Annotated in this window: 27 protein-coding genes, 1 tRNA gene and 1 pseudogene; 11 read left to right on the plus strand and 18 right to left on the minus strand. The window is 41.5% G+C overall.

Annotated features, from left to right (window positions below; translation table 11 throughout):
* Positions 1 to 656: 656 nt before the first annotated feature.
* Entirely contained in the window at positions 657 to 929 is a 273-nt protein-coding gene (locus HWQ38_RS07240) for a hypothetical protein (RefSeq protein ID WP_292791722.1), read from the minus strand.
* A 298-nt stretch (positions 930 to 1,227) separates the two neighbouring features.
* Here HWQ38_RS07240 and HWQ38_RS07245 point away from each other — a divergent pair, with 298 nt between their 5' ends.
* The gene (locus tag HWQ38_RS07245) at positions 1,228 to 1,950 is read left to right on the plus strand and encodes a response regulator transcription factor (protein WP_292791725.1); all 723 of its coding nucleotides are present in this window, start codon (positions 1,228 to 1,230) and stop codon (positions 1,948 to 1,950) included.
* A gap of 62 nt (positions 1,951 to 2,012) precedes the next feature.
* Here the strand turns inward: HWQ38_RS07245 and HWQ38_RS07250 are convergent, their stop codons facing one another.
* The 4 genes and pseudogenes from HWQ38_RS07250 to HWQ38_RS07265 form a co-directional block, all read right to left on the minus strand.
* Positions 2,013 to 3,374 carry a lipid-A-disaccharide synthase-related protein gene (locus tag HWQ38_RS07250; protein ID WP_292791728.1) on the minus strand — a complete coding sequence of 454 codons (1,362 nt, stop codon included), beginning with the start codon at positions 3,372 to 3,374 and terminating at the stop codon, positions 2,013 to 2,015.
* Between the two features lie 65 nt (positions 3,375 to 3,439).
* Positions 3,440 to 3,786: pseudogene (locus tag HWQ38_RS07255) on the minus strand (DUF2887 domain-containing protein); the annotation flags it as partial.
* A 15-nt stretch (positions 3,787 to 3,801) separates the two neighbouring features.
* The gene (locus tag HWQ38_RS07260; RefSeq protein WP_292791731.1) at positions 3,802 to 4,410 is read right to left on the minus strand and encodes a transposase; all 609 of its coding nucleotides are present in this window, start codon (positions 4,408 to 4,410) and stop codon (positions 3,802 to 3,804) included.
* A complete protein-coding gene (locus HWQ38_RS07265) occupies positions 4,410 to 4,775 on the minus strand; it encodes a hypothetical protein (RefSeq protein ID WP_292791734.1) in 366 nt (121 codons plus the stop codon). Before HWQ38_RS07265 ends, HWQ38_RS07260 begins: the two co-directional genes overlap by 1 nt.
* Before the next feature lie 491 nt (positions 4,776 to 5,266).
* Between HWQ38_RS07265 and HWQ38_RS07270 the strand changes: the two genes are divergently transcribed.
* The gene (locus HWQ38_RS07270; protein ID WP_292791737.1) at positions 5,267 to 6,889 is read left to right on the plus strand and encodes a serine/threonine protein kinase; all 1,623 of its coding nucleotides are present in this window, start codon (positions 5,267 to 5,269) and stop codon (positions 6,887 to 6,889) included.
* Between the two features lie 41 nt (positions 6,890 to 6,930).
* On the opposite strand, the gene HWQ38_RS07275 is transcribed toward HWQ38_RS07270, so the two are convergent.
* A tRNA-Ser gene (locus tag HWQ38_RS07275) sits at positions 6,931 to 7,015 on the minus strand.
* Positions 7,016 to 7,305: 290 nt separating this feature from the next.
* On the opposite strand from HWQ38_RS07275, the gene HWQ38_RS07280 reads away from it, so the two are divergent.
* The gene (locus tag HWQ38_RS07280; protein WP_292791740.1) at positions 7,306 to 8,166 is read left to right on the plus strand and encodes a class I SAM-dependent methyltransferase; all 861 of its coding nucleotides are present in this window, start codon (positions 7,306 to 7,308) and stop codon (positions 8,164 to 8,166) included.
* Positions 8,167 to 8,368: 202 nt separating this feature from the next.
* Positions 8,369 to 9,373, plus strand: a complete 1,005-nt coding sequence (locus tag HWQ38_RS07285; protein WP_292791743.1) for a 2-hydroxyacid dehydrogenase — start codon at positions 8,369 to 8,371, stop codon at positions 9,371 to 9,373.
* Between the two features lie 68 nt (positions 9,374 to 9,441).
* Here the strand turns inward: HWQ38_RS07285 and HWQ38_RS07290 are convergent, their stop codons facing one another.
* The 6 genes from HWQ38_RS07290 to HWQ38_RS07315 form a co-directional block, all read right to left on the minus strand.
* Positions 9,442 to 9,690, minus strand: a complete 249-nt coding sequence (locus HWQ38_RS07290; RefSeq protein WP_292791746.1) for a hypothetical protein — start codon at positions 9,688 to 9,690, stop codon at positions 9,442 to 9,444.
* Positions 9,687 to 10,430 (minus strand): M50 family metallopeptidase, encoded by a 744-nt coding sequence (locus tag HWQ38_RS07295; protein WP_292791749.1) that lies wholly within the window; start codon positions 10,428 to 10,430, stop codon positions 9,687 to 9,689. The genes HWQ38_RS07290 and HWQ38_RS07295 overlap by 4 nt, the downstream gene beginning before the upstream one ends.
* Before the next feature lie 356 nt (positions 10,431 to 10,786).
* The gene (locus HWQ38_RS07300; RefSeq protein ID WP_292791752.1) at positions 10,787 to 11,656 is read right to left on the minus strand and encodes an FHA domain-containing protein; all 870 of its coding nucleotides are present in this window, start codon (positions 11,654 to 11,656) and stop codon (positions 10,787 to 10,789) included.
* A 357-nt stretch (positions 11,657 to 12,013) separates the two neighbouring features.
* Complete coding sequence (gene pgl, locus HWQ38_RS07305) at positions 12,014 to 12,757, minus strand: 6-phosphogluconolactonase (RefSeq protein WP_292791755.1); 744 nt, start codon at positions 12,755 to 12,757, stop codon at positions 12,014 to 12,016.
* 264 nt (positions 12,758 to 13,021) lie between these two features.
* Positions 13,022 to 13,765 carry a ribonuclease PH gene (rph, locus tag HWQ38_RS07310; RefSeq protein WP_292791758.1) on the minus strand — a complete coding sequence of 248 codons (744 nt, stop codon included), beginning with the start codon at positions 13,763 to 13,765 and terminating at the stop codon, positions 13,022 to 13,024.
* 160 nt (positions 13,766 to 13,925) lie between these two features.
* Positions 13,926 to 14,549, minus strand: a complete 624-nt coding sequence (locus HWQ38_RS07315; protein ID WP_292791761.1) for a nucleoside monophosphate kinase — start codon at positions 14,547 to 14,549, stop codon at positions 13,926 to 13,928.
* Between the two features lie 332 nt (positions 14,550 to 14,881).
* Between HWQ38_RS07315 and HWQ38_RS07320 the strand changes: the two genes are divergently transcribed.
* Complete coding sequence (locus HWQ38_RS07320; protein WP_292791764.1) at positions 14,882 to 15,418, plus strand: P-loop NTPase family protein; 537 nt, start codon at positions 14,882 to 14,884, stop codon at positions 15,416 to 15,418.
* A gap of 86 nt (positions 15,419 to 15,504) precedes the next feature.
* Positions 15,505 to 16,074, plus strand: a complete 570-nt coding sequence (gene dcd / locus HWQ38_RS07325; protein ID WP_292791860.1) for a dCTP deaminase — start codon at positions 15,505 to 15,507, stop codon at positions 16,072 to 16,074.
* A gap of 17 nt (positions 16,075 to 16,091) precedes the next feature.
* Here the strand turns inward: dcd and HWQ38_RS07330 are convergent, their stop codons facing one another.
* Entirely contained in the window at positions 16,092 to 16,247 is a 156-nt protein-coding gene (locus HWQ38_RS07330; RefSeq protein ID WP_292791766.1) for a hypothetical protein, read from the minus strand.
* 69 nt (positions 16,248 to 16,316) lie between these two features.
* Here HWQ38_RS07330 and HWQ38_RS07335 point away from each other — a divergent pair, with 69 nt between their 5' ends.
* Positions 16,317 to 17,096, plus strand: coding sequence for a hypothetical protein (locus HWQ38_RS07335; RefSeq protein ID WP_292791769.1), 780 nt, complete (start codon positions 16,317 to 16,319; stop codon positions 17,094 to 17,096).
* Between the two features lie 35 nt (positions 17,097 to 17,131).
* On the opposite strand, the gene HWQ38_RS07340 is transcribed toward HWQ38_RS07335, so the two are convergent.
* Complete coding sequence (locus HWQ38_RS07340; RefSeq protein WP_292791772.1) at positions 17,132 to 18,676, minus strand: thymidylate synthase; 1,545 nt, start codon at positions 18,674 to 18,676, stop codon at positions 17,132 to 17,134.
* A 190-nt stretch (positions 18,677 to 18,866) separates the two neighbouring features.
* Here HWQ38_RS07340 and HWQ38_RS07345 point away from each other — a divergent pair, with 190 nt between their 5' ends.
* The gene (locus tag HWQ38_RS07345; protein WP_292791775.1) at positions 18,867 to 19,082 is read left to right on the plus strand and encodes a chlorophyll a/b-binding protein; all 216 of its coding nucleotides are present in this window, start codon (positions 18,867 to 18,869) and stop codon (positions 19,080 to 19,082) included.
* Positions 19,083 to 19,225: 143 nt separating this feature from the next.
* Positions 19,226 to 19,807: a thioredoxin family protein gene (locus HWQ38_RS07350; protein WP_292791778.1), complete on the plus strand. Its 582-nt coding sequence runs from the start codon at positions 19,226 to 19,228 to the stop codon at positions 19,805 to 19,807.
* A 99-nt stretch (positions 19,808 to 19,906) separates the two neighbouring features.
* On the opposite strand, the gene HWQ38_RS07355 is transcribed toward HWQ38_RS07350, so the two are convergent.
* The gene (locus HWQ38_RS07355; protein ID WP_292791780.1) at positions 19,907 to 20,419 is read right to left on the minus strand and encodes a hypothetical protein; all 513 of its coding nucleotides are present in this window, start codon (positions 20,417 to 20,419) and stop codon (positions 19,907 to 19,909) included.
* Between the two features lie 413 nt (positions 20,420 to 20,832).
* Between HWQ38_RS07355 and HWQ38_RS07360 the strand changes: the two genes are divergently transcribed.
* Positions 20,833 to 21,009 (plus strand): hypothetical protein, encoded by a 177-nt coding sequence (locus HWQ38_RS07360; protein ID WP_292791783.1) that lies wholly within the window; start codon positions 20,833 to 20,835, stop codon positions 21,007 to 21,009.
* Between the two features lie 262 nt (positions 21,010 to 21,271).
* Here HWQ38_RS07360 and gatC read toward each other — a convergent pair whose 3' ends face one another.
* From gatC to HWQ38_RS07375, 3 genes are all read right to left on the minus strand, one after another.
* Positions 21,272 to 21,562, minus strand: coding sequence for an Asp-tRNA(Asn)/Glu-tRNA(Gln) amidotransferase subunit GatC (gatC, locus tag HWQ38_RS07365; RefSeq protein ID WP_292791863.1), 291 nt, complete (start codon positions 21,560 to 21,562; stop codon positions 21,272 to 21,274).
* 109 nt (positions 21,563 to 21,671) lie between these two features.
* Positions 21,672 to 22,193: a photosystem I assembly protein Ycf3 gene (locus tag HWQ38_RS07370; protein WP_292791866.1), complete on the minus strand. Its 522-nt coding sequence runs from the start codon at positions 22,191 to 22,193 to the stop codon at positions 21,672 to 21,674.
* 126 nt (positions 22,194 to 22,319) lie between these two features.
* On the minus strand, positions 22,320 to 23,021 hold the full coding sequence (locus HWQ38_RS07375) for an SOS response-associated peptidase (RefSeq protein ID WP_292791785.1): 702 nt from the start codon (positions 23,019 to 23,021) through the stop codon (positions 22,320 to 22,322).
* Between the two features lie 201 nt (positions 23,022 to 23,222).
* Between HWQ38_RS07375 and HWQ38_RS07380 the strand changes: the two genes are divergently transcribed.
* Positions 23,223 to 23,834 carry a glutathione S-transferase family protein gene (locus HWQ38_RS07380; RefSeq protein WP_292791788.1) on the plus strand — a complete coding sequence of 204 codons (612 nt, stop codon included), beginning with the start codon at positions 23,223 to 23,225 and terminating at the stop codon, positions 23,832 to 23,834.
* Positions 23,835 to 23,863 lie beyond the last annotated feature (29 nt).

A 23,863-nucleotide genomic window follows, 5' to 3' on the forward strand; every position in this document is an offset into this window, starting at 1 on the left:
CGGTTTTTATTTTCGCCACCAAACATAGGTTGATGTATAACATTTCTCTTTTGAGATTATCTAATTAAATAATATAAGATTTTCGGACATCTAAAATCTGTAACTTGATTGACTAAGGCATTTTGCACAATATCCAATACTTGTTGAGCGTCGCCATCATTTCCAGAAAGTTAGGGAAGGTCAAAGGCAAATTCAGTCTGTTGTATCCTCAATCTGGTTAATTTACCAGACTATTGAAATTCAACCTCTAGCAAATGACCAATGACTTTCAAAAAATTAGCAATTAACAAACCGAAAACTATTCATCTGAAGACAGCAAACAAAGCTGATATAAGGTAAAATAAAATACTTTACTAAGCTTAAAATCTAATTCTAAATGAGTTAGCAAGCGACCGTCGTCAGTCATTGGTGAGAGTTACATACCATTATCGTGTACCATATTGAGCAGTTTTACCCATCAGATTGGTTAGACCAAGCAAATAACAAAGTATTGCCTATACCTAATTTGTGAATTTGAAGTAATCTTACCTCCTGAAATGTTGACGATTTTCCTAACGATTGCTAGACCTGTGTTAGTATTTCTCTGATGATCCTTATTGTGAATTTTAGAAATAATACCAACTGCTTCCAACTTTCTGGAATTTGAGCAAGCTTCCTTACAAGGATTGAGCGAAAATTCCCAGCCTCTCCCCTAAAAGGAGAAAAGTTTCCACGTTCAGTGAAGAGTCAGACCAACAACCTTCCCACAAATGACAGCGAATTACTTTGCTGCTGCCGATTTCAGCAAATTCTAACGCCGCCTGATTCCCTTCCATGAAGATTCCTATTGGCTCCATCAATCCGATGAATCCCAAGGTTTGGTTAAAAATCCCTCGAAACCATTCTTCACTTTCTGGTAAAACAACTTTGACTTTTTGTAATTTGTCCATTTTTATCAGCTTTATACAAGAATCAACTAATGGAACATCCCAACTCAAAACTGAATTCTAAGCAAGGGGGAACAATTTGGCATTCGTTTCAATATTTCATAGTTTTTGTGCAAGTATCCATATATCTCCAGCTAGATTTATCCTCTATCAAAATATAAAAAATCGGGTATTTATTATTTCTCTCGGTGGATGCAGACTTTTTTGAAGATCATCTATCTTTAGTATGGGAAAATAATAAATAGCACTTACAGAAGGTAATACATTGAAAGACGCAAACAGCGTAAAAGTGAGTGTAGCGATGAATGAAATTAGCATTATTTTAATTGAAGATCATGACTTAACGCGAATGGGGCTACGAGCAGCATTACAGTCTCACAGCGCATTGAAAGTAATTGGCGAAGCCTCAAATGCTACCCAAGGATTAAAACTTTTAGAAACGGCAAAGCCAGATGTAGCTGTTGTAGATATCGGCTTGCCTGACATGGATGGTATCGAACTGACCCGTAAATTCAAACGCTACCAAGCTGAAAATGGGCAATCGACTACAAAGATTCTGATCCTGACAATGGATCACACAGAGGATGCTGTACTTGCAGCCTTCGCGGCGGGTGCTGATTCTTATTATATGAAAGAAACAAGTATCAGTAAATTAACAGAGGCGATCCAAGCAACTCACGCCGGTAACTCTTGGATTGATCCGGCAATTGCCAACGTGGTATTGCGGAAGATGCGCCAAGGTATTCCTGGAGAAAGTCAAAGTTCTGACAAGCCGAAGACTGTAAAAATTGAGGCGCTGGCGACAGAATACGAGCAAGTTTTGGAAACATACCCCCTGACTCAACGGGAACTAGAAATCCTAGAGCTGATTGTAGCTGGGTGTAGCAATGGGCAAATTGCCGAGAAACTCTACATTACAGTTGGTACTGTGAAGACTCATGTTCGCAATATTCTAAATAAACTCTGTGCCGATGACCGTACTCAAGCTGCTGTGAGGGCGCTACGTTCTGGGTTGGTGGCGTGAGGGAGATGAGGGAGATGAGGGGGACAAGGGGGACAAGGGAGATAAGCATGCCCAATGCCTGTTCAAAATCGTTCTTGTAAACATTCGGCAATGCGTAGTGCGGCTCCCGATTTACCCATGCGTCGCAGACCATTTTCGGCAATAATTTGCAAAATATCAGGATTTTTGAAGAGGGATTGGACGATATTGGCAACTTCTGCTGGCTGCTTGACTAAAATCAAAGATGAGCCTAAATGACGACTTTGAGCTTCAGCAAAGGTAGGGTTATATTGAGGTCCATTGCCAGGAATCGCGATCGCAGGTTTCCCTAAACCGATAAACTGTTCTGTGGCTGTACCTGCCATTGCGATCGCAAAATCTCCCAAATGCAAGCAATCATTATAGGCTTGTTGTGTCAGCAGTAGATAAGCATTCCTTTGTTTAAATGTCAACATATTTGGATCGTGAAGTTGGATAGGAGATGCTGATTCAATGCGCCAGCCTTCGGATTGCACACTTTGGGATAAAATATTAGAGTCTAAACTAGGAGCGATCGCGCCTAAAAATACGACTGTGCCAGAAGTGTAAAACACCGAATCTCGCTGCTGGAAACTTGCCATCAAAGCAGATACGGCAATCATAATTGTTTCCCAGTTGGTGTATGCCTCTGGTGGACGGGAACCAGGAAGAAGAGTCACCATTAAAGGTCGAACTGTTTCTTGCTGTTGGCTATCCTGACTATAAAATTGTTGGCGTGAAAAGGTCGGTTCTAGACCATCCATCATGGGATTACCCAAATTAAAAGCTGGAATTGGCCATTGTTTTAATGTTTCTGTCGTCAGTGCGTCTCTCGGAAACACCGCCTTACAACGGTGACGACTCATTAACCAACGTTCCCAAGGATGGTAAACTGAACCAGAAAAGTTTTCCCAACGCGCACCTTGAGATTTTCGGGGTAACAATCCAGCTTCATCCTGCACATAATATTCTGATTTTGCCGTACCCACAAAAGCATAATTGGCGCCACTAAAAGTTGCAAACAACAGGGGGAGAATATCTCCCACTGCTAAAATCGCTCTTTTATTACCTAATTTTTTTTGGGAACTCACCCAACGGCGGACAGCTTTAATCTGGCTGAGGGTAAGTTGCAATAAACCACCGCGTACATCCCGGGCTAATTGGCGGCTATCCATATAAATAAAGCCGCCAGAAGGCATAGTGCGGACTGAACCGATGAGGGGGATATCCAACTGTTGATAAGCACGTCCTTCACCCACCAGAGGCAAAGCAAATATCTCTGGTGAATTTGATTGTCGTTGGAGTTCTTGCAAAATCCGAACTGCAATTACATCTTCCCCATGACCATTACTTAATACAAGTAACCGCAAACGAGAAGTTGCAGCTTGCGATTTAGAAGCTAGGGATAATCGAGATACATTACTCATAAAAAACAAAATATCAAAATTAATTGTTTGGGTAAGAGGTATAACCTAGCATAACTTTAACTTCCTTCCTCTCTACTCAAAGATGAAAACTTGTAAACAGCAATTGTGGTAATGATATCTATTATTTCACTTTTTGGCAGTGCCTGCGTTGACGCTAATTGTACCCGCTTAATTAATAGATGAGCTTGCTGTGCGATCGCTTTCTCTGAGGCGATTGTCAACTGCATTAAAGAGTATTGGGAGTGCCTAACTCATCCAAATAAATTCGCTGCACTTGGTCGCTGTTCAAAAATACTCGATGAGTTCTTGTATCGCTTGGTTCTAAACTGCGATTCTGGAAGATTACCACACAATACCAGTCATCGTATTGAGACTGATTCAGATTCAAATACATCATCGACTCAGTAAAGAAGTGATGTTGACATACTCACCGACCTTGAAGGTCGGTGATTCTTGACAGTTCACAGTAACTTGCTGCCGAAACAGTCTTACAGTCATTCCCTGTCCGTTTAAGGTCGTGGCGATGCCCCATCCCGACCATTTCTATGTTTTTAGAAGCGTTTTCATCTCTTTCTTGCTCAGTGCCACAACTTAAACAGAGTATTGAGCGAACAGAGAGATCAATTTTTCCCCACCGAAAGCCACAACATAAACATATTTGACTTGTGGGTTGCCATCTGTCTATGACTCGAAAATCACGATTGAATTTTTCTGACTTAGCTTTACAAAGGTTTCTAAATTTTCGCCATCCTTGCAAACTAATTACTCTAGATAGTCTACGGTTTTTAACTATACCCGATACGTTTAAATCTTCCAAAACAATTACTTGGTTATCGTTAATTATCTTGGTTGATAGTTTGTGCGAGAAATCTTTGCGAGTCTCGGCAATTCGATTGTGTAATTTAGCAATTCTTAGACGAGTTTTATTTCTTCTTTTTGAGTCTTTCTGTTGACGCGCTAGTTTTCGCTGTAATTTACGAATTTTGCGGCCAGGTTTTGAGTAGTTAGGGCTTAGAGCTTTTTCTCCATTACTCATTACAGCAAAAGTATTAAACTCAAGTCAATACCGATACTTTGGTTTTTAGCAACAGTAAAACTAGGTTGAGCTTCTACTACAAAACTCAAAAAATAGCGATTAGCACAATCTTTAATTACTGTGACTGAGCTAGGTTCAGACGGTAATTTTCTTGACCAAATTGGTTTAATTGTCCCGATTTTAGCTAGGTAAACTGTATTGTCTTTTACGGAAAAAGCTGCCTTGGTAAACTCGGCAGATTGTGAGTTAGTTTTCTTTTTAAATCTAGGTGCGCCAACTTTACCACCCTTTCTTTTTCCGTTACGAGAATTGAAAAAGTTTTTGTAAGAAACATCTAAGTATCTAAGAGATTGTTGTAATGGCACTGAAGAAACATCAGATAGCCATTTTCTATCATCACTCTTTCACATATATATCAAATCTTCACAAGAGGTTTTCTAAATTAAAATATTACTTAATCATTCATTATTAGGTTATTATGTGATCCAATTAGTCGTTGATTTTAAAGATTACTGAATTGATATTTTAAAGTCGAGTCACGGAATTGCCCTTTGGCGTTGTAGCAAGTAGCATGTCTAGTCCTGCTTCCTCCATGAAATCACGGACGTAAAGACAGCATTATCCTGTTTCCTACTCCAGGATTTCTTGACTCCCGCGTTATCCTATGAAAAAGATAAAACTTTTGTGAGCATGCCATGCGTAGGTCTTTCTCACTTGGAGAGTTCTAACAACCAAATTATCCCGTAGGATAAACAGGTATGAACTCTGCGCGATAAAAATATGGGAAAATTTTTGGAAATCTCTTAAAGACTCAAAACTCGCTAGTTATCTGCTCATTCAAGACTCAGGACTCTCTATGTTAGCAGGCACAATTTTGCAAGATGGAAAATATACCCTAATCCAAGAAATAGGGCGGGGTGGCTTTGGCATTACATTTAAAGCTACCCATCACTACTTGGGTCAGGAGGTGGTGATGAAAACCATCAATGAACGGCTGCGACAACATCCTGATTTTGCAAAATTCGAGCGTCAATTCCAAGATGAAGCCAGAAGATTAGCTACGTGTATCCACCCAAATATAGTCCGAGTTAGTGACTTTTTTGTGGAAGCTGGACTGCCTTACATGGTGATGGAATACATTCGTGGCGAAACCTTGGGAGACGCATTTGTATTACCAGGAATACCAATGCCAGAAGCCACAGCAATTCATTACATCCGGCAAATTGGGGCAGCCTTGCAGGTAGTACATAATAATGGTTTGCTGCACCGGGATGTCAAACCAGATAATATTATCCAACGCCAAGGAACGCAGGAAGTAGTATTGATTGATTTTGGCATTGCCAGGGAATTTAATGGCGGTGTCAGGCAGACTCACACAGGTCTGGTTTCGGAGGGCTATTCTCCAATTGAGCAGTATCTGACGCAAGCGCCGCGCACACCCGCCACGGATGTTTATGGTTTAGCAGCAACCTTATATTCACTGTTGACTGCCCAAGTTCCTATACCAGCATTATTGCGCGATCGCGAGCAAATGTCTTCCCCCCGCGAACTACAACCACACTTGAGTGCTGCTGTCAACCAGGCGGTAATGCGCGGGATGGCGGTGGAATCTCGTTTTCGCCCAGCCACAGTTGCTGAGTGGTTAGAACTACTACCTGGAAATACGGGGAATGTGACACCGCAAGCTTTAGCCACTTACGCAGTGCCAACTGTTAATGTATCTGCCCAGCAAGCAGTAACTTTAATTGGGAAAACTGCCCAAAATCCTATTCATAGACCAGCTGCGTTGGCGCAGCCCCCCGCACGCATCGCCAAGGAAACTGTACTCCCTAAAAAGCTGGGGTCATCTAAGGTATTTATTGGTATAGGTGTAGCCCTAGTTGCTGCTACAGCAGGTTTTGGAATCACGAGTATGTTACCCAAATCTCAGCCGCAACCAAATGCAAAGCCGCTTTTTGAACAGCCGACTCCAGAACCACCCGCGAAAGTGCCTAGCTTCGATAAGACATCTTCACCTCCGGGTGAAGAAACTAACACCACTTCCAGAACCGAATCAGCACCTGTCTATAATTCCAAGCAACGCAGGCGCAATCGTCGTTCTTCCCCAGAAGAATCTTCCACCCGCAGCCCTAGAGGAGAATTGCAACGCGGCGATTCCGAACAATCCACACCTTCATCTAGCGTTTCCCCCACACCCTCGCTAGTGGAAAAATTACGGGCAATCCGGTCATCTCGTAAAGCCTCCCCCGCACCATTGCCCCAAAATAACTTACCCGCTTCTAGTCAAGATTCTACCTCCCCCCAACCTGTAAAGCCGTCAAATTCTGTGGTCATACCAGCAGTACCACCAACGGAATCCAAACGGTCAGATCCTTCTCCTGTAGTAGTACCAACACTGGAAAAGCAAAATTCACTGCCTAATAGTCAACCGCAAAATGATCAGCAATCCAAGGAAAATCCCCAGGATGACAATAATTAGTCAATTTAAGATTTTGGTTGACATTCGGAAATATTTTTGAACGGAGAGGGGGGGATTCGAACCCCCGTTGAGTTTCCCCAAAACGCATTTCGAGTGCGTCACCATCAACCACTCGGACACCTCTCCAGCTATTTACTCAGACATTTGACTATATATTCTAGATTCAAATGCCGTGAAGTAAGGAAAATCTTAGCATATTCCCTATACTACTATAACATTATCGCTTTATCTGCGTAACGGAATACTTCGGGAACGCCAACGCCCAACCCAAGATATTTCAGATCATCGTGGTTACTGTAATTACCTAGTTTGTGACAGAACTAAAAATTACTCCGCCCGATTGTTACGAACAAGTTTGCAAAGGTTGGGAATAATTTCAACCAAGTATAATACCCTAAAACTTACTTTATTGATCAATGCTTAAATCAAAATCAATCAACATTCCCAAACCAACTCGCTACCAAAATGCGGCGATAGATTATTACATGGGAATGACAAATTCCCCCTATCTTCATTATGGGTATTGGGAGCCAGTGCCGACTCCCGGTGAGGAATTGACCATAACTGGGATGCGTGCGGCGCAAGTTGCTTATGCAGTCAAGCTTTTCAGTTTCATTCCAGAGGGTACAAAAACTGTGCTTGACGTCGGCTGTGGGATTGGTGGTAACGCCGCATATTTGTGCGATCGCGGTTTTGGCGTTGAGGGATTAGCACCCGATGCAATCCAACAAGAGAAGTTTATCAAGAATACCAACTCTCAAGTACCTTTCTACTTAACCAGATTTGAAGATTTTCACACCTCACACTCCTATGATCTAGTTCTGTTCAGTGAAAGCAGCCAATATATTGCTGCTAACGATTTGGCTCAGGGTGCAGCTCGGGTATTAAATAGTGGTGGCTATCTATTGCTTGCGGATATGATGCGCTCTGATGCTGGATATCGAGAGGGCATTTTTTCTAATTGTCATGTCGCTAGCGAGCTTCAGGAAGCCTTGGAGCAGGCTGGATTTAAGTTAATTAAGAGTGAGGACATCTCGAGCCAAATTGCGCCAACGATTGACTTGTGTCTTGAGAACTTTCGTACTTTTGGACTGACTACGATGAAATATATCGCTGATGTTGTAGCGATCGCAGTCCCACCAATACACGCACTCGGTCGTTTAGCCTTCAAACGCTGGCTGGAAAAGCCGATTGTCGAGGGTTTAGCAGCACGCAGCATTTTTGATCGCCATCTCTGTTATCAAATCCAACTCTGGCAGTTATCAATTCATGACTGAATAATTCATAATTCATAATTCAGGTATTGAGAAACACTCCATAGATGGATAGCTTTGGGGAAGAATTAGCTTACTGTTTCTAGCCCTAAGACTGACAATGTTCAAAGGTGTGTCACCGAACAGATCGCTGTAGACATCGCTTCTCTAACTGCTGAGATATTATGTAGTCGAACATTGTGCAGCATACAGTTTGAGGTTTTGCATGAAAGTAGCAGTCTTCAGTACAAAAGCCTATGATCGGCAGTTTTTGTCAGCTATAAATTCTCCCACCCAACACGAGTTAGTGTTTTTTGAACCCCGTTTAAATCGGGATACAGCTATCCTCGCCGCCGGATTTCCGGCGGTTTGCGTATTTGTACATGATCAGGTTGATGCCCTAACTTTAGAGCTTCTGGCCTCACGGGGAACTCGGCTGGTTGTCCTTCGCTGTGCAGGGTTTAACAATGTAGACTTACAAGCCGCAGCAGACTTAGGAATTACGGTTGTTCGCGTTCCCGCCTATTCACCCTATGGGGTAGCAGAACATGCCGTGGGATTGATTTTAAGCTTGAATCGCAAAATTCATCGTGCCTATAACCGTGTCCGAGAAGGCAATTTTTCCATAGATGGACTATTGGGATTTAATTTGCATGAGCGCACAGTCGGAATTATCGGCACCGGCAAAATCGGTCTGATTTTAGGACAGATTATGAAAGGGTTTGGCTGTCACCTACTCGCCTATGACGTTTATCGTAATCCAGAATTGGAGGCGCTAGGTGGAAAGTATGTAGAACTACCTGAGCTATTTGCCAACTCTGATATTATCTCCCTACATTGTCCCCTGACTACCGAAACGCATCACTTGATCAACACTGAGACTATAAAACAGATCAAGGCAGGCGTAATGCTAATTAACACTAGTCGGGGAGCGCTGATTGATACTCAAGCAGTGATTGAGGGATTGAAATCTGGTAAAATTGGCTATCTTGGTGTGGATGTCTACGAACAAGAATCGGAATTGTTCTTTGAGGATTTGTCTGGCGAAATTATTCAGGATGATATTTTTCAGCGTCTGACAACGTTCCCCAATGTACTCATTACTGGACATCAAGCCTTTTTTACAGCAGAAGCTCTGCACAATATTGCAGAAACAACTTTTGCTAATATTGCTGATATTGAAAAGGGTCGTTCTTGTCCAAATGAAATTCGCGCTCAACTGCCAGTTTAAGTAATGGTTGGCGATCGCTATACCAACGCCAATCTGCAAATTCATGTACGCAAAATCACCAGTCAATCCTAATCATCAGGCAAATTTTCCATTTCCTCAGTAATTAGCATCTGAAAATCTTCGTCACAATGATTATGTAGATGAACCGCAGCAGCTAGGAGTTCTGCGAGAATTTCAGCTTGTTGGTTTGCAGTTAAACTAGGTAACTGTAACTGGTTAACTAAGGCTTGTACTTTCAGGCATTCTGTACCTAATTCAGCAATCAAGGTACTGAGCGTTGAATTCGTGATTGCAAGATGGCGATCGCGCATATTCATTTTGAACGATAGGCAACGCGGAGACTTTGGACTAAAATCACCAGAGATGCGATCGCCATTAACCCGCCCCAAAACCAGTAAGGTAAAAGCAAATACCGTTGCATTTGCGCTGTATCAGAAAGTCCAAGGGAACCAGCAGACTGACTAAATAGATAATCAAGTTGATGGTACGTACTTACACAAGCTTGTACACCCAAAAATTGAATCACAAACCCTTGTGCCCAACGAGGTGCTTTCAGGGCGATACCCAAGATGATTAAACCTAGCAAGGGAATTTCCAGCAATCCAAACCAGGAACGTACCCAAATTAATGTCGAAAATAGCAAAAAACTCCCTAATATTTTTAAACAGAGGGTTGCTGCTCTAAAACTCCGGGAAGCCAGAATTAAAGCTGCACCAGCAATAGGTGGGCCCATTGGTCCTGCTGCGGCGATGATTGCCGGTACAATTGGTCCCAATGACGACTGGATGCCATAAGTTGCGACACCGGAACCATTGCTAAAAATCTCTAATTTCTCAAACTGTCCCCCTAATAGGAGTGCCATTAAGCCGTGACCCATTTCATGAAACCAGGTTGCCAGGATCGTAAATGGGTATAAGATATAATCTCCTCCTGGTAGTTGCCACAGTAAAGCAGTTGCGATCGCGGCTGCAATTAGCCAGGTTAGCCCCATGCGTTCAACAACTAGCGGGGCTTCTCTGGTAAGCAAGGGTTGAAAATTTTTGCTTGGTTCCCTCATCGGTCACTCTATTTTCGCTTTTAGACTTCGGATTTTAGATTTTAGATTATCCCCACGAATTAATCGGGGTACATTCAATTTTGGATTTTAGATTTTAGATTATCCTTTCAATCGAAAATTAAAAATCTAAAATTGGCAGTGTATTTTCATATATCCTAATGTAATTATTAAGGTAGTGGAGTTGCTGAATGCAACAATTCACACCTCAAAGCGACGGCTTTAAACTATGGGGCTATCAAGAAGAACATAGTTATCCGTCGCTTGTCTGATGCGGTTAATTTGTTGATCCTCCAAAATGGATGCTGGAGGATGAGCAATGCTTAAACTGATGAGAATCACAATTGATCGAGAATCAGTTAAGCAAGTTGAAACAGGAATGTCATCAAATCTCCTTTACCCAAGCTAATGCGATCGCCTGGACGCAAGCGGTGACGATTCCCCGGTAATAGCGGCGAATTATTAATGTAAGTGCCATTAGAACTTCCCACATCCTCTACATAGTAAGCGTCTCCCTCGACACGAATATCTGCATGAATCCGCGAAACAATTTCTGAATTGGAAAATCCTGAAACATCTATATCTGGGGGAATCCGATCATTGGGCTTGCCGATATGAATCACAGAGACATTTTGCGGCAATTCAATTAACTGATCGCTTTGAACATGGATTAACCGCGCTGTAACCTGCTGTAATTGCGTTCTGGCAGCAGTTGGTGCTGGTGCTGGCTCTTTTACTTCGGCTTCAGAGGCTGGCGCTGATTCCAAAGGTGGTGGAGTAGGAATACTTTTTTCAAAGACTATCGGTTGAGCGGGGACGGTTGGCGCTGGTTCTGGGGGGCTGCTTTCTATAACAGATACCTGTGGTGGAGCGGCTGGGGCAACTGCCATCTCTGTTGGTGGTAAAGATGAACTGGGAGGATGTGAGTTAGTAGATTCGCTCATTCCCAAGGCATCTGGTTGTAAAAGTTCTAACAATGGATCGGGTGAAACTAACGGCGGTACTTCCACAGGAATATCAGGAGTAACTGTTGCAGCTACCGCAGTAGGAACGTGTGGAACTCCTGCGGAGTGTAGGTTATAGCCACACTGACCGCAGAATGCAGCATCTGCCTGCACAGTTGCCCCACAACTGGGACAGTTAGTAGTCGCGGGTAACGGTGTATAGCAAGCTTCACACTGGACAGCGCCATCAGGGTTGGGATGATTGCAATTAGGGCAGACGATCATCGATATTTAGCCTTTATTCAAGATCATCATAAATATAGGTAGGACTGGCAAGCAGAGGGCGGCCTTAGCTTTAAATTCTAGCAATTACTGGTGATGGAACGATGAATTGGACACTCTTACGTGGGGAAAGAGAGTAGGGAAGTAAGAATTTTATATTTTAGATTTTGGATTTTAGATTGAAATTTACAATACTTACGCAAACAATAGCCCAAAAGAATGATTTTTAGGTAGGAGCAATACCCTGCGGTCAGCTAAAGCTACATGAATTGCCCCTACCGCGTGTAGTTTTGCGTAAGTCTTAATTTAATCCAAAATTGTCAATCCAAAATCTAAAATTGAATTGCCCCATACTCAAGTTCAATGTTGAAGTTCCAAACCTGCTGCTGCATCCAGTAACCACCAAAGTTCTCCTTGGGGCTGAATTAAGCGGGATGGGTAAGTGAAGTCATCGGCTACAGGTGCAAAGACTTGCGCCAAAGCTGGGCGTTTATTAGCACCAGCAACCACAAAAATCACGCTGCGAGCAGAGTTGATGAAGGGGTAGGTGAAAGTTATCCGGGGGTTTGCGTCTTTGTTACCCACAGTAACCAGGCGATCGCTTACTTTCAGAGCCTCTGTGTGGGGAAACAAAGATGCGGTATGTGCATCATCACCCATTCCTAGTAATACTACATCTAACGAAGGAAACTCGACCCCAGAAGAATTGAAAAATTCTTTGAGTTGTTGTTCATACTTGGCAGCAGCCAGTTCGGGATTAGCTTCTAAAGTTGGTACGGGGTGAATATTAGCTGCGGGGATGTCAACACGATCTAGCCACGCACGCCGCGCCATCAGTTCATTGCTATCGGGATGATCTGCTGGTACGTAACGCTCATCCCCCCAGAATATATGAATTTTATCCCAAGGTAGTTTTTGATTAGCTCCGGCGTAGCCCGCCGTTGGCATCGCTTCGTATAACGGTTTAGGTGTACTGCCGCCAGATAAGGCGATCGTAAACCGCCCACGCTGCTCAATGGCAGTTTCTAACTTGGACAGAATTAATTCTAGCGCTCGTGCAATCAGTGCTGGCTGATCCGGTAAAACTTCAACGGTTTTGTTCATGGCTTCATCATATTGCTGGCTTCAAGCAATACAATACCGAACTTATTGCAATCCCCCTTTTTAACTTTTGAAACATTTAACATCATGGATTCGGTAGGCTGCAAAAACGTAGACGACGCCTGATCACCTTCTACGGTAAGTTTTCAGTAGTCAGTCGTACTAAGTACTCTCGTGATTATTTTTATTTACACCCAGTTACTTGATACTTCGTTGATTAACGCCACATCGGATACATTTATTAATTCTTATTAAAAATTAATAAAACTAATTAATTACAAATAACGCTTCCCAGTCAGCGATCGCTTGACGTTGGGCAATTAACAATTCCTGAATTCCTTTTTGGGCGACATCTAGCAGCTGATCCAACTGAGTGCGGCTAAAGCTGCCTTCTTCGGCTGTTCCTTGGACTTCAATGATTCCCAGGTGTTGATTCATTACCACATTAAAGTCTACTGTTGCAGCCAAATCTTCGAGATAATTAAGATCCAAAAATGGCTCTCCCTCCAGTAATCCTACGGAAACTGCTGCTACCTGTCCACACAGAGGCGATCGCTCCAACACGCCCTCGTGCAACAATTTAGAAATCGCATGAGCCAATGCCACAAACGAGCCTGTAATCGCTGTTGTCCGAGTTCCAGCGTCTGCTTGCAATACATCGGCATCCACAGTCAGCGTGCGTTCTCCCAGTGCCTCAAAATCCACTGCTGCACGTAAGCTGCGTCCAATTAGACGTTGGATTTCTTGCGTCCGTCCAGATAATTTTAATAATTCCCTTTCTTGGCGTTTTTGAGTAGCAGATGGTAACATCCGGTACTCAGCAGTTAACCATCCTTTACCAGTTCCTTCAAGAAATTTCGGAACTCCTTTATTAACGCTAACGGTACAAAGTACCTGAGTATCACCGCATTTTGCGAGAACAGAACCGGGGGCAAAGCTGGTGAAACTGGGGTAAAAGCTGATCGGACGTAGTTCGTCAGGAAGACGGCCGTCAGGACGCTGCCAAGCCATTGGAGTTGCCTCAAGTTTTACAATACTGCCTTAAGATTACCTTAGTGTTGCAAATCATCATTTTAGGGGCATTGGGCATTGGGAAAGAGGAGGCAGAAATTCTTTGATTTTGAATTTTAAATTTTGAATTTTGAATTGATTTATCTGCCCTGCTTCTTTTTTAAGGAAGTGAAAGCAGAGTTAAAATATTTTGCTGCACCATTTCTGGTGACTGATCCCCGTTGATTGTTAATAGGCAGCGACGACGGTCGTAATATTCAAGTATTGGAATGGTGCGATCGTAGAATAATTCTACACGGCGTTGGACAATTTCGGGTTGGTCATCTGGTAGCGATCGCCCCAAGGATCGGTTAACCATGACAGCTTCTGGGACTTGGAGATAAATTGCCCAATCTAGCTTTTGCCCGAAATCATCCAAGAAAAAATCTAATTCTTCAGACTGAAAGGCAGTACGGGGATAGCCTTCTAACACCCAATCGCAGTTAATATCTGCTTGTCTGAGGCGAATTCGGATCAATTCAATGATCATTTCGTCTGGAACTAACTCCCCTTTTTGGATGTAGGGACGTGCGTGGTAGCCTAGTTCACTCAGGCTAGCGTAAACCGGAAGAGAAGTCCGGGGATCGACTTCTGACCATCGAAATTCCGGCAGGGGCTGATCGCCAGATATTGCTGACCGTAAAATCTCACCTGTAGAAATCAAAGGAATATCAAAGTATCTGCAAAGCTTTTGTGCTTGAGTGCTTTTCCCCGATCCTGAACCTCCCAGAATCACCAATCTCACAAGAATTAACTCCTCATCGTGTCAAATTCACTACTTGCTAAGTCTGTTTTACCCAAACAACTGGGAAATCTCACATTTAGCGATTTTCAGCCGTTATACCCAGCTTTTTTGAATAATTGGAACTCTAACTCTTATGTTTTCATTTTTACAACTCCTTTCACAGAAAAGACGAAAATAACTCTTGACTTTAGCACAAACGTAGTGTTTGACTAAGAATGCAATTTGCCAAATCTACCAAACCTGTGAAAAACAGATTGATTATACAGGCAAATTTCTAATAAGTACCGCCAGCAGAAACCCTTAATTTATTGTAACTTTTTGAACTTTACCCTATGGTTAGCCAGCTAGAAAGCCCAAGTATCAATTCAACCCTTACCTTACCATATCCAGTTGAGGGACTAGTGCAAGTTTTCACTAGCTCCCATCGCAACTTTTTTACGAGCGTTATAGCTCAATCACTGAGAATAGCTGGACAAGGAACGCCAGTATTAATAGTGCAGTTCCTCAAAGGGGGTATTCGTCAAGGACAGGAAAGACCCATACAATTAGGACAAAATTTAGATTGGATTCGCTGTGATTTGCCTCGTTGTATCGATACACCCCAGTTAGAAGATACGGAGAATCAAGCTTTACAAAAACTGTGGCAGTATACACAACAAGTAGTGTGTGAGAGTAAGTATTCTCTCGTTGTCTTAGATGAGTTAAGTTTAGCGATTAACTTTGGTTTAATTCCTGAAACGGAAGTTTTAGAGTTTCTGGCAAAACGCCCTCCCCACGTCGATATCATTTTCACAGGGCCAGAGATGCCAAAATCTCTCTTGGGTGTGGCAGATCAAATTACAGAAATCCGGCGGAGTCATCGACCTTAAACAAAATACTCAATTCAGGATATCCTAGTAATTCGATTTGAATTAGCTGTGAAATTGTGATTAAAAACGATATCTGGATTACTGAAATGGCTCAACAGGGTTTGATTTCGCCCTTTGAGTCAAGTTTAATCCGAAAAGTGCAAAAAGATGAGTCTGTAGCGGTTCAACCCGTAATCAGCTACGGTCTGTCTTCTTATGGCTACGATATACGCCTTTCTTCGGCTGAGTTCCGTATTTTTCGCCACATTCCCGGAACTGTAGTTGATCCCAAAAACTTTAATCCCCAAAATCTGGAGCCAACAGCACTGCACACAGATGCCAATGGCAGTTACTTTATTTTACCTGCTCACTCCTATGGGCTTGGGGTTGCTCTAGAAAAACTGGAGGTTCCTGAAAATATTACAGTGATTTGCATCGGTAAAAGTACTTATGCACGTTGTGGGATAATAGCAAATTTAACGCCTGCTGAGGCTGCGTGGCGGGGTCATTTAACTTTAGAGTTTTCTAATTCTTCCAGCGCTGATTGTCGCATCTACGCTAATGAAGGTGTAGTGCAATTACTATTTTTAGAAGGCGAACCATGCGCTATTAGTTACGAAGCACGTCAGGGTAAATATCAGGATCAGCTAGAGATTGTAACTCTGGCTCGTATTTAGTATAATTTTATACTAAATTATAATTTTGGAGTAATTCCGGTTGAGCCAAAACCACTCGTGCCTCTAGATGCATGAGTGAGGCTATCAACTTCTTCAACTTCAACCGAATCATTTGAATATTCATATTTAGGAATAATCGCTAGTTTATTCAGTTTTATAATTTTTACCTTCATCACTCTTAAATTTATCTCCTAGCCTTTAACAATGTATGCTTTTACAGATTTTTTACTAAAGAGGTAAGTATGTCATTGCTAACAGATACTGATTTGGAAATAATGAAATGCTACACTCCGCAAGAGTGGCAGAATCAAAGCGATGTCCAACCCAAGATTTATATTAATCCATTTTCCCCAGATAGTTTAACACCTATAGGATATGACTTAAGAGTAGGTGATAGTTATGCTTCTGCATCGAAAGGAGAAGAAATGATTGTGAATATAGATTCTCCAGTTATTATTGAAACTGGAGATACATCTCTAATTACTACTTTTGAAGAAATTAGAATGCCAAAAAACCATAAATTTTCAGGAATAATATTATCTAAAGTATCTCAAGTTTCAAAAGGTTTATCTCCTATATCTACAACCATCGACCCTGATTGGTCTGGTCAGCTTTTAATAGCTGTACATAATCACTCTAGAGAAAGTATAACGATAAATTTTAAAGAGCGATTTTGTACAGTTCTATTTTTTGAAAATAGATCAGCTTCTACACAAGAATCTGGACATAAATCTGGAAGAAAAGATATTTTACTTAAAAAATTTTCGGCCGGTGCTAGAAAATCACAATTGGAAAGAGACAAAGAAAAAAGTATCGAAAGGGATAAAAAGAAGCAAAAAAAGAAAACAGAAAACTTTTTTCAACTCCTTGCCTCTTTAGGTATTATCCTAAGTTCTTTGATTATAGGTTACTTATTTTTTAAGAAAAAACCTGAGTTATTTATAACTACAATAGGAGTTGGTGTTGCCATCTCGCAAACAGCTTTAGTAATTATTACAAATATTTTTAATAGCGAAGATTAATGTACATAATTACCTTGAATAAAGGTAGTTAAAGTCTACTTTGGAATCAAATGGGTTTTTAACGGCTTGTCTTGTTCATAGACTAAACCTTGGCTCATTGACAAAACAACTTCCGCTTTCTGTAACTCTGTCCCCAAATACATTGCATGTTCAACTTGCAAACCCGGACAATCCGCTGCTATTTGACGAGAAAGTAGACTTGCAGATTTACCTGAGTAACAATTAACTACTTCTCCAGATCCAGGCGTTGTGTGTTCTATCAGAATTGTGCCATCCTGTATACTGATCAGAAAGTTTCCTGAAGGATCAGCGTAATCTTTTTGCTGAAAAATTTTGGAGTACTGATGTTGAATCAGCTTGTCAGCGTTTTCAAAACAATCATCATAAATATGGGCACTTTGGCTAATAGTAATTAATGGTCCCATTTTTAGTTGATGCGTTGATTGTTTAGTAACTGCTTCCCAAATATATTTTTGCAAAGCTCTTAGCCCCATAGCATTAGCTGGCCACGCTGAAAACATATCATTACTGCGGAAAGTTGCTGTTAAAGATAGTTCCTGATCAACAACTCGTATCCAAATGTGATTAAGGCAAGGTGGACTATCGTTTCCCTGAAGGTCATTACGCACATCCCACAGAGACATCACTATCCTAGCTGAATCAATGTTATCCGAAAGTTTTTTGATTACTTCTTTAATTTGGTCAATTTTAGAAAACCATGACCGCAGACGTTGACCATATGTATACTTGACTCCTTCTTCACTCTGAGAAACATCATCTAATATTTCCGAGGTATAAGGCTTAATAAAAGCGCGATCAAATGGCAAGTAATTTGGTTCTGGAAAATAGAAATCGTCAGGCTCGTCTGTAACAATTGCCATCAAGTTAATTAGTTCTTGCCATTGTCCATCATGAAGCGTAGGACGAATTGTGCCAGTCGTCCTAATGCGATGGATAATTTTTACCCAAGTTTCGGCTATAGTCTTGCCTTCAATTCGGTGTCCGTAGCGTGGCCCAGGTAAAACAGTTGATTCGACAGTTGACATATCAAACTTTAACCGTGTACCCCAAGGCTCAATTACTTCCCGTTCGGCATAGGATTTAACTTGATCGACTGCATCAGTAATTAATTTGACTTCTTCATACTCTATAGAGTCTCGCAATTTTTCTAGAGTGTTCTTATCGATTTCAATATCAATGTAACTAACAATATTAGAGTCAGAGCGAATTTTCCAACAGCGCCGTCCAGTATCGCTTTTATCTTCTTTAAATCCATTGCGGAAAAAGTCCAGTAAACACTGACATGCACCTGCGTTCTTGTCTTCTTTAGTAGCGTTTAGAACTACTAAATATCTAACATGGGGATTATACAGTAAATTGCGAATTAATAAATTTATTCCCCTTGTAGGCGAGTATAACTGCCCAATTACAGCATACTCATGCGGTTGCAGGTGTTTAGCGATCGCCTGCTTTACCGTCCACCCTGTAATCACTGCTGTTTGACCATTTCCATAAATCAACTGGTTGGGCTTGTGCAGTGCTGTGTACTCAAATTGGGTTGTCTGACCCGTTTTTGTCATGCTAAAAGTAGAAAAATTTACGATCTATAATCATATCAGTAAATCTAAATTGGTAATCGTTTGATCGAAGGCAGACTTTGGAAGCTTACTTAACACACAGCCAATACGTCATAAATCAACGCATTTGCTTTACAAATATTAATAACTTTGTTACACTTATTTACATAACAGAGAAGACAGGGAAAAATCCATGCGTACAAACACTGCTATAATTGATGACCAAGGGAAGCTGAACAACTTTGCGATCGAGCCAAAGGTTTATATAGATGAGCAAGGCGATCGCACAGGCTTCACTCCTTACGCAGAACTGCTCAACGGTCGTTTAGCAATGATTGGTTTTGTCTCTCTGATAGCTTTAGAAGTACTGACAGGACACGGTATAGTTGGTGTTTTGACAAGTCTGTAAAAACTGACTCCCATAACGTAACTCTCAACAAATGGTAAGAGACGGTAAATTTACCGTCTCTTAATTTATGGAAAACATTAGTGCTAGAGTAAAAATATACTGATAGCAAAAGCCGTTATCAGCGTAAAAATATAGGGTGAACTATGGCTTTAACTGCTTCAACTATGTTGCCGCTAGGCACAAAAGCACCAGATTTTCATCTACCGGAAGTGGTATCTGGAAAGGCAACTTCACTTTCTACCTTTGCAGAGAAAAAAGCGCTGTTGGTAATGTTTATTTGTCGGCATTGCCCATTTGTAAAGCACGTCCAACAAGAATTAGTGCAGTTAGGAAAAGATTATTTTACAAGTGATTTAGCGATCGTTGCCATTAGTGCTAATGATGCAAAAAATTACCCAGATGATGCGCCAGAGTCGTTACAAGCATTTGCCACAGAACTAGGGTTTAATTTTACTTTATGTTACGACGAGAGTCAGGAAACAGCAAAAGCTTACACAGCAGCTTGCACACCAGATTTTTTTGTATTTGATGACCAACGCCAACTTGTTTATCGGGGACAATTAGATGACAGCCGCCCCAGTAATGGTAAACCCGTAACGGGCGCAGATTTACGCGCAGCCATTGAAGCAGTGCTGGCGGGTAAACCTGTTACAAGCGACCAAAAGCCGAGTGTTGGTTGCAATATTAAATGGAAACCTGGAAACCAACCCAGTTATTTTGGTTGAAAGAGATTGGGCATTGGGCATGGGGCATGGGGCATTGGACATTACATTAGTTATTCTTTCTCCCCCTGCTTCCCCTGCTCCCTCATCTCCCCACAGTTATCAGTGTTTAATTTCCAAATTCAGTATGTAGCATCCTAGTTGGACTTTTTCTGCCCACAATTCATATTCCAGTCGCAAATGTTCTGGCAAGGGATGTCCGTTGAGAGTTAGGCTATTAGTAAAATTTCGTAAACGAATAGGATTGTTAGGTTGCAACGACTCAGTTGGCAACCAATAGCGACTAATCCCATAAACGCCCTGTTCCCAAAAGTGACGGTAACTCACTTGAGCGTTACCTTGCATAGTCATAATTACCCGGTAAGGGGAAATCTCCAGCCACAAAATCCTGGGACTGTTAGGAACGTAAGCTTTGCTCTTACTTTGGGGAAGTGTGTCCTGTGGACTTAGGACACTTTCTACTTCGCAGCTAATTAAGGGCGGTGCAGTTAACAGCAAATGGAACCGGTCAGTGTCTTTTTGATACAGTGTCCCGGCAGTTTCAACAACAGACCAGATTGGTAGGTCAGTGGAAATAAGTGATAAGCACACGGGCTTGCGGTGATGGGTCAGCATGGGAGCGATAAGGGCTAATAGCTATTGAACAAAGTGAAATCAACACTCTAGCTGTCTAATAGGTCAGGGTAAGAAACTAAATAGTAAAACAGGCTTAATATTAATGAATCCGTTGATTTGTTAAGCTACACAAATCCGCATATAACAGGTAGAATGTCAGCTTAGACAGCAAAAACGGTACTTTCTCTAGAGAGAGGTAATTCGTAAGTAAAGCTTGTAAATATTCTAAGGCTATAGCCTCAAAACAGTGGGAGTCTTTTTAGATGCTAAGAAACCTTCTTGAGGGGGACTTGCCGTAGATTGGAGTAAGTTTCATACAGCAAAAAGCGATAGGATACTAGGCAGGAAGTCACCAGCAGCGATTTTGTTTGTTGCTGGTGACTTCCGGTCTATTCAAAAGCCAGTGTATCCTAATGTCGGCTTCTGTTATAACCGTAGAAACTCACGAAGACCTTTCTCACAAGTTAATTATTCAACGGCCCCCTTTTGGGCTATCTTTATCGGGTCGCATCCGGGTGGCTGGGGACTTTGACTTTCTTCACCATCCTCTAATGTTGGGCGCTCTAGCCGAAGGTGAAACTGAAATTTAGTAACTTCTCTTTAGAAAAAACCCCGCAGCACTGCTAAATAAGTGGGCAAAAATAAATCAAACTATGTTACGCAATGTAACATTAATTAAATTGGCTTTACTACAAACCTTTAATTATTCATGCCCACTTAGTTATGTGTTAGTTATATTTGTAATTAAAAAATATTCAATTTAGTAGAATGCGTTAAGTCGAACACTTTAACGCAGCACTTATTATACAAATAGATTAACGTACATATTTGTCGTTACTCAATAGCTTTCGACTATTCAGCATTGAGGATTTTTGGGACTTTGAAAAATTCGCCTTCCTGTTCAGGCGCACTGTTGAGAATACTTTCCCGGTCTGGATAGGGTTGCAATTCATCTTTTCGTGTGATATTGCTGACATCAATTGCCCGTGTTGTTGGGGGCACATTACTAACATCAAGTTCATTCAACTGTTCAATATAATCCAGAATATTTCCCAACTGGGTAGTGAATTGCTCCTCTTCTTCTGGAGTCAATTCTAAACGAGCAAGATTAGCTACTTTGTGAACTTGTTCTTGGTCAATCATATTTTTTAGAGACGCGATTAATCGCGTCTGTACAGGAGTTAGAGACGCGATTAATCGCGTCTGTACAGGAGTTAGGAGTGAATGATTCATAATTCCTAACTCATCACTTTTAGAAGAATACGTCAATTTGCGATCGCCCGGTGGTTTTCAGCCAGTTTTGGGCTTCGATGTAGTTATTGGGAGCCATGCGAATAGCTCGAATCCAATAGTCTGCTGCTTGGTCAAACAGTGCTTCGCCAGCCTCGTTATCTCCAGCTTCTTTCTCCTTTTCGCCTTGGTAGTGATAAATCACGGCGATGTTGTTCAAGGCTTGCGGCATACGTGGGTTTAACTCAATTGCCTGATGATATAGTTCTAAAGCCTTTTTGTGGTCGCCATTGCTGGCATAGATTAGCCCCATATTGTAATGAATATAGCCGCGATCGTTGGTATCTTCCTCTAGTGTTAGAGCTTCTTCATAGTATTCCAATGCTTCAGCATATTCCCCTTCTGCTTGGGCTGACATACCATCTCGATAATAAACAAACGCTTCTTTAGCTTTTTTGTTGGTTGGCAGAATCTTCAAGATGATATCCGCCATCACTGTAAAGGATTTGTCAATAAAATTATCGTTTTTTTGCGTTCTTGGCATATTTGTCTCTGGGTATTGCGTATTGGGGCATTGGGCATTGGACATTGGGCATTGGGCATTGGGCATTGGACATTGGTTACACGCATCTCCCTCATCTCCCCCCCAATCCCCTAGCACACTCAATAGCTAATTTAACTGATTTGCGGGTGCATTATTCTCACTGAGGGGTATGATGCATTGCGGATTATTATGCCGAGAGTTATTTACCAAGATGCTAACTGGATATGCAATCATTGCTGGCGCTGGATAGGGACGCAATAGCTGCTGGAGGATTTCGGGCGTTTGCATTTGGGAATCTAGCCATAAATCGTAATCTTGTGGCTCTAGAATCACTGGCATCCGCTCGTGGATAGGTTGGAGTAATTCGTTAGCTGCCGTTGTCAAAATTGTACAAGAGATTATTTCTTCGTTAGCAGGCGATCGCCATTTCTCCCACAAACCTGCAAAGCCGAAGGGTTGCCCATCTTGAAGGCGAAAATAAAACGGCTGCTTTTTGCCTTGTTGTCGTTGCCACTCATAAAAGCCATCAGCTAGCACTAAACAGCGTCTGTGCTTAAAAGCCGAACGAAAAGCGGGTTTTTCGGCAACAGTTTCTGCCCTAGCATTAATCAGCTTTGCCCCCATTCCTCTATCTTTCGCCCATGACGGAATTAAGCCCCAATACAACTGCTGAAATTCACGCTTTTGGCTTTCGGTATTTTGTAACACTGTAGCCACCATTTGCGTAGGTGCAATGTTATATTCGGCTGCTAAATCTGGAACTGGCTCAACATGGAAAAGTTGAGCTAAACTTGCTGCCGACTGGTTTAGAGTAAATCTTCCACACATATTTTTATTCTCAACCACTGACTAAGTTAAACATCTCAATCTAGAAATAAATAATGCTTTTTTGATTTTCTGGAATGATTTGATCTAGTACTCACAAGCCAAATATAAAAATAGTTATCCGGTTTTAGGAAAATCTTTTGGTAAAATATTGTATTTTGAACCTTCAATTATCTATGAACATATTCTTAACTGTATTTTAGCATGGAACTACTGCGTTTGTACGATTTTTTACCTTCTGGCAATGGTTATAAGATACGTCTTTTATTGACACAACTAGGTATACCTTTTGAGAGGGTAGAGCTTAACATCTTGAAAGGCGAGACTCGAACACCAGAATTTTTAAGTAAAAATCCTAACGGTAAGATACCCGTTCTGGAAATTAAGCCAGGTAAATTCTTGGCAGAATCAAATGCCATATTAATGTATCTGAGTGAATGCACAGAATTTTTACCCTATGACCGATTTTTAAGAGCGCAGGTGCTGCAATGGTTATGTTTTGAACAGTATAGCCATGAACCTTTTATTGCTACATTAAGATTTTGGATTTCTATTTTAGATAAAACTGAAGAATATAGTGAAGCTATCAACCAAAAACGTGAACTAGGTTATGCAGCACTTAACTTGATGGAAAAACATTTAAGTTCGCACACTTTTTTTGTGGGAGAGCGTTACACGATCGCTGATATCGCCTTGTTCGCTTATACTCATGTAGCTGATGAAGGTGGGTTCGATTTAACACAATTTCCTGCTATCCAAGCTTGGATAAGAAAAGTCAAAGCTCAACCCAGATATATCAGTATTACACAAGCTTAAACAATTCAAAACTCAAAATTTAAAATGAA

Source organism: Nostoc sp. NMS7 (genome assembly GCF_017115085.1).
In the GTDB taxonomy this organism is placed as follows: domain Bacteria; phylum Cyanobacteriota; class Cyanobacteriia; order Cyanobacteriales; family Nostocaceae; genus Nostoc.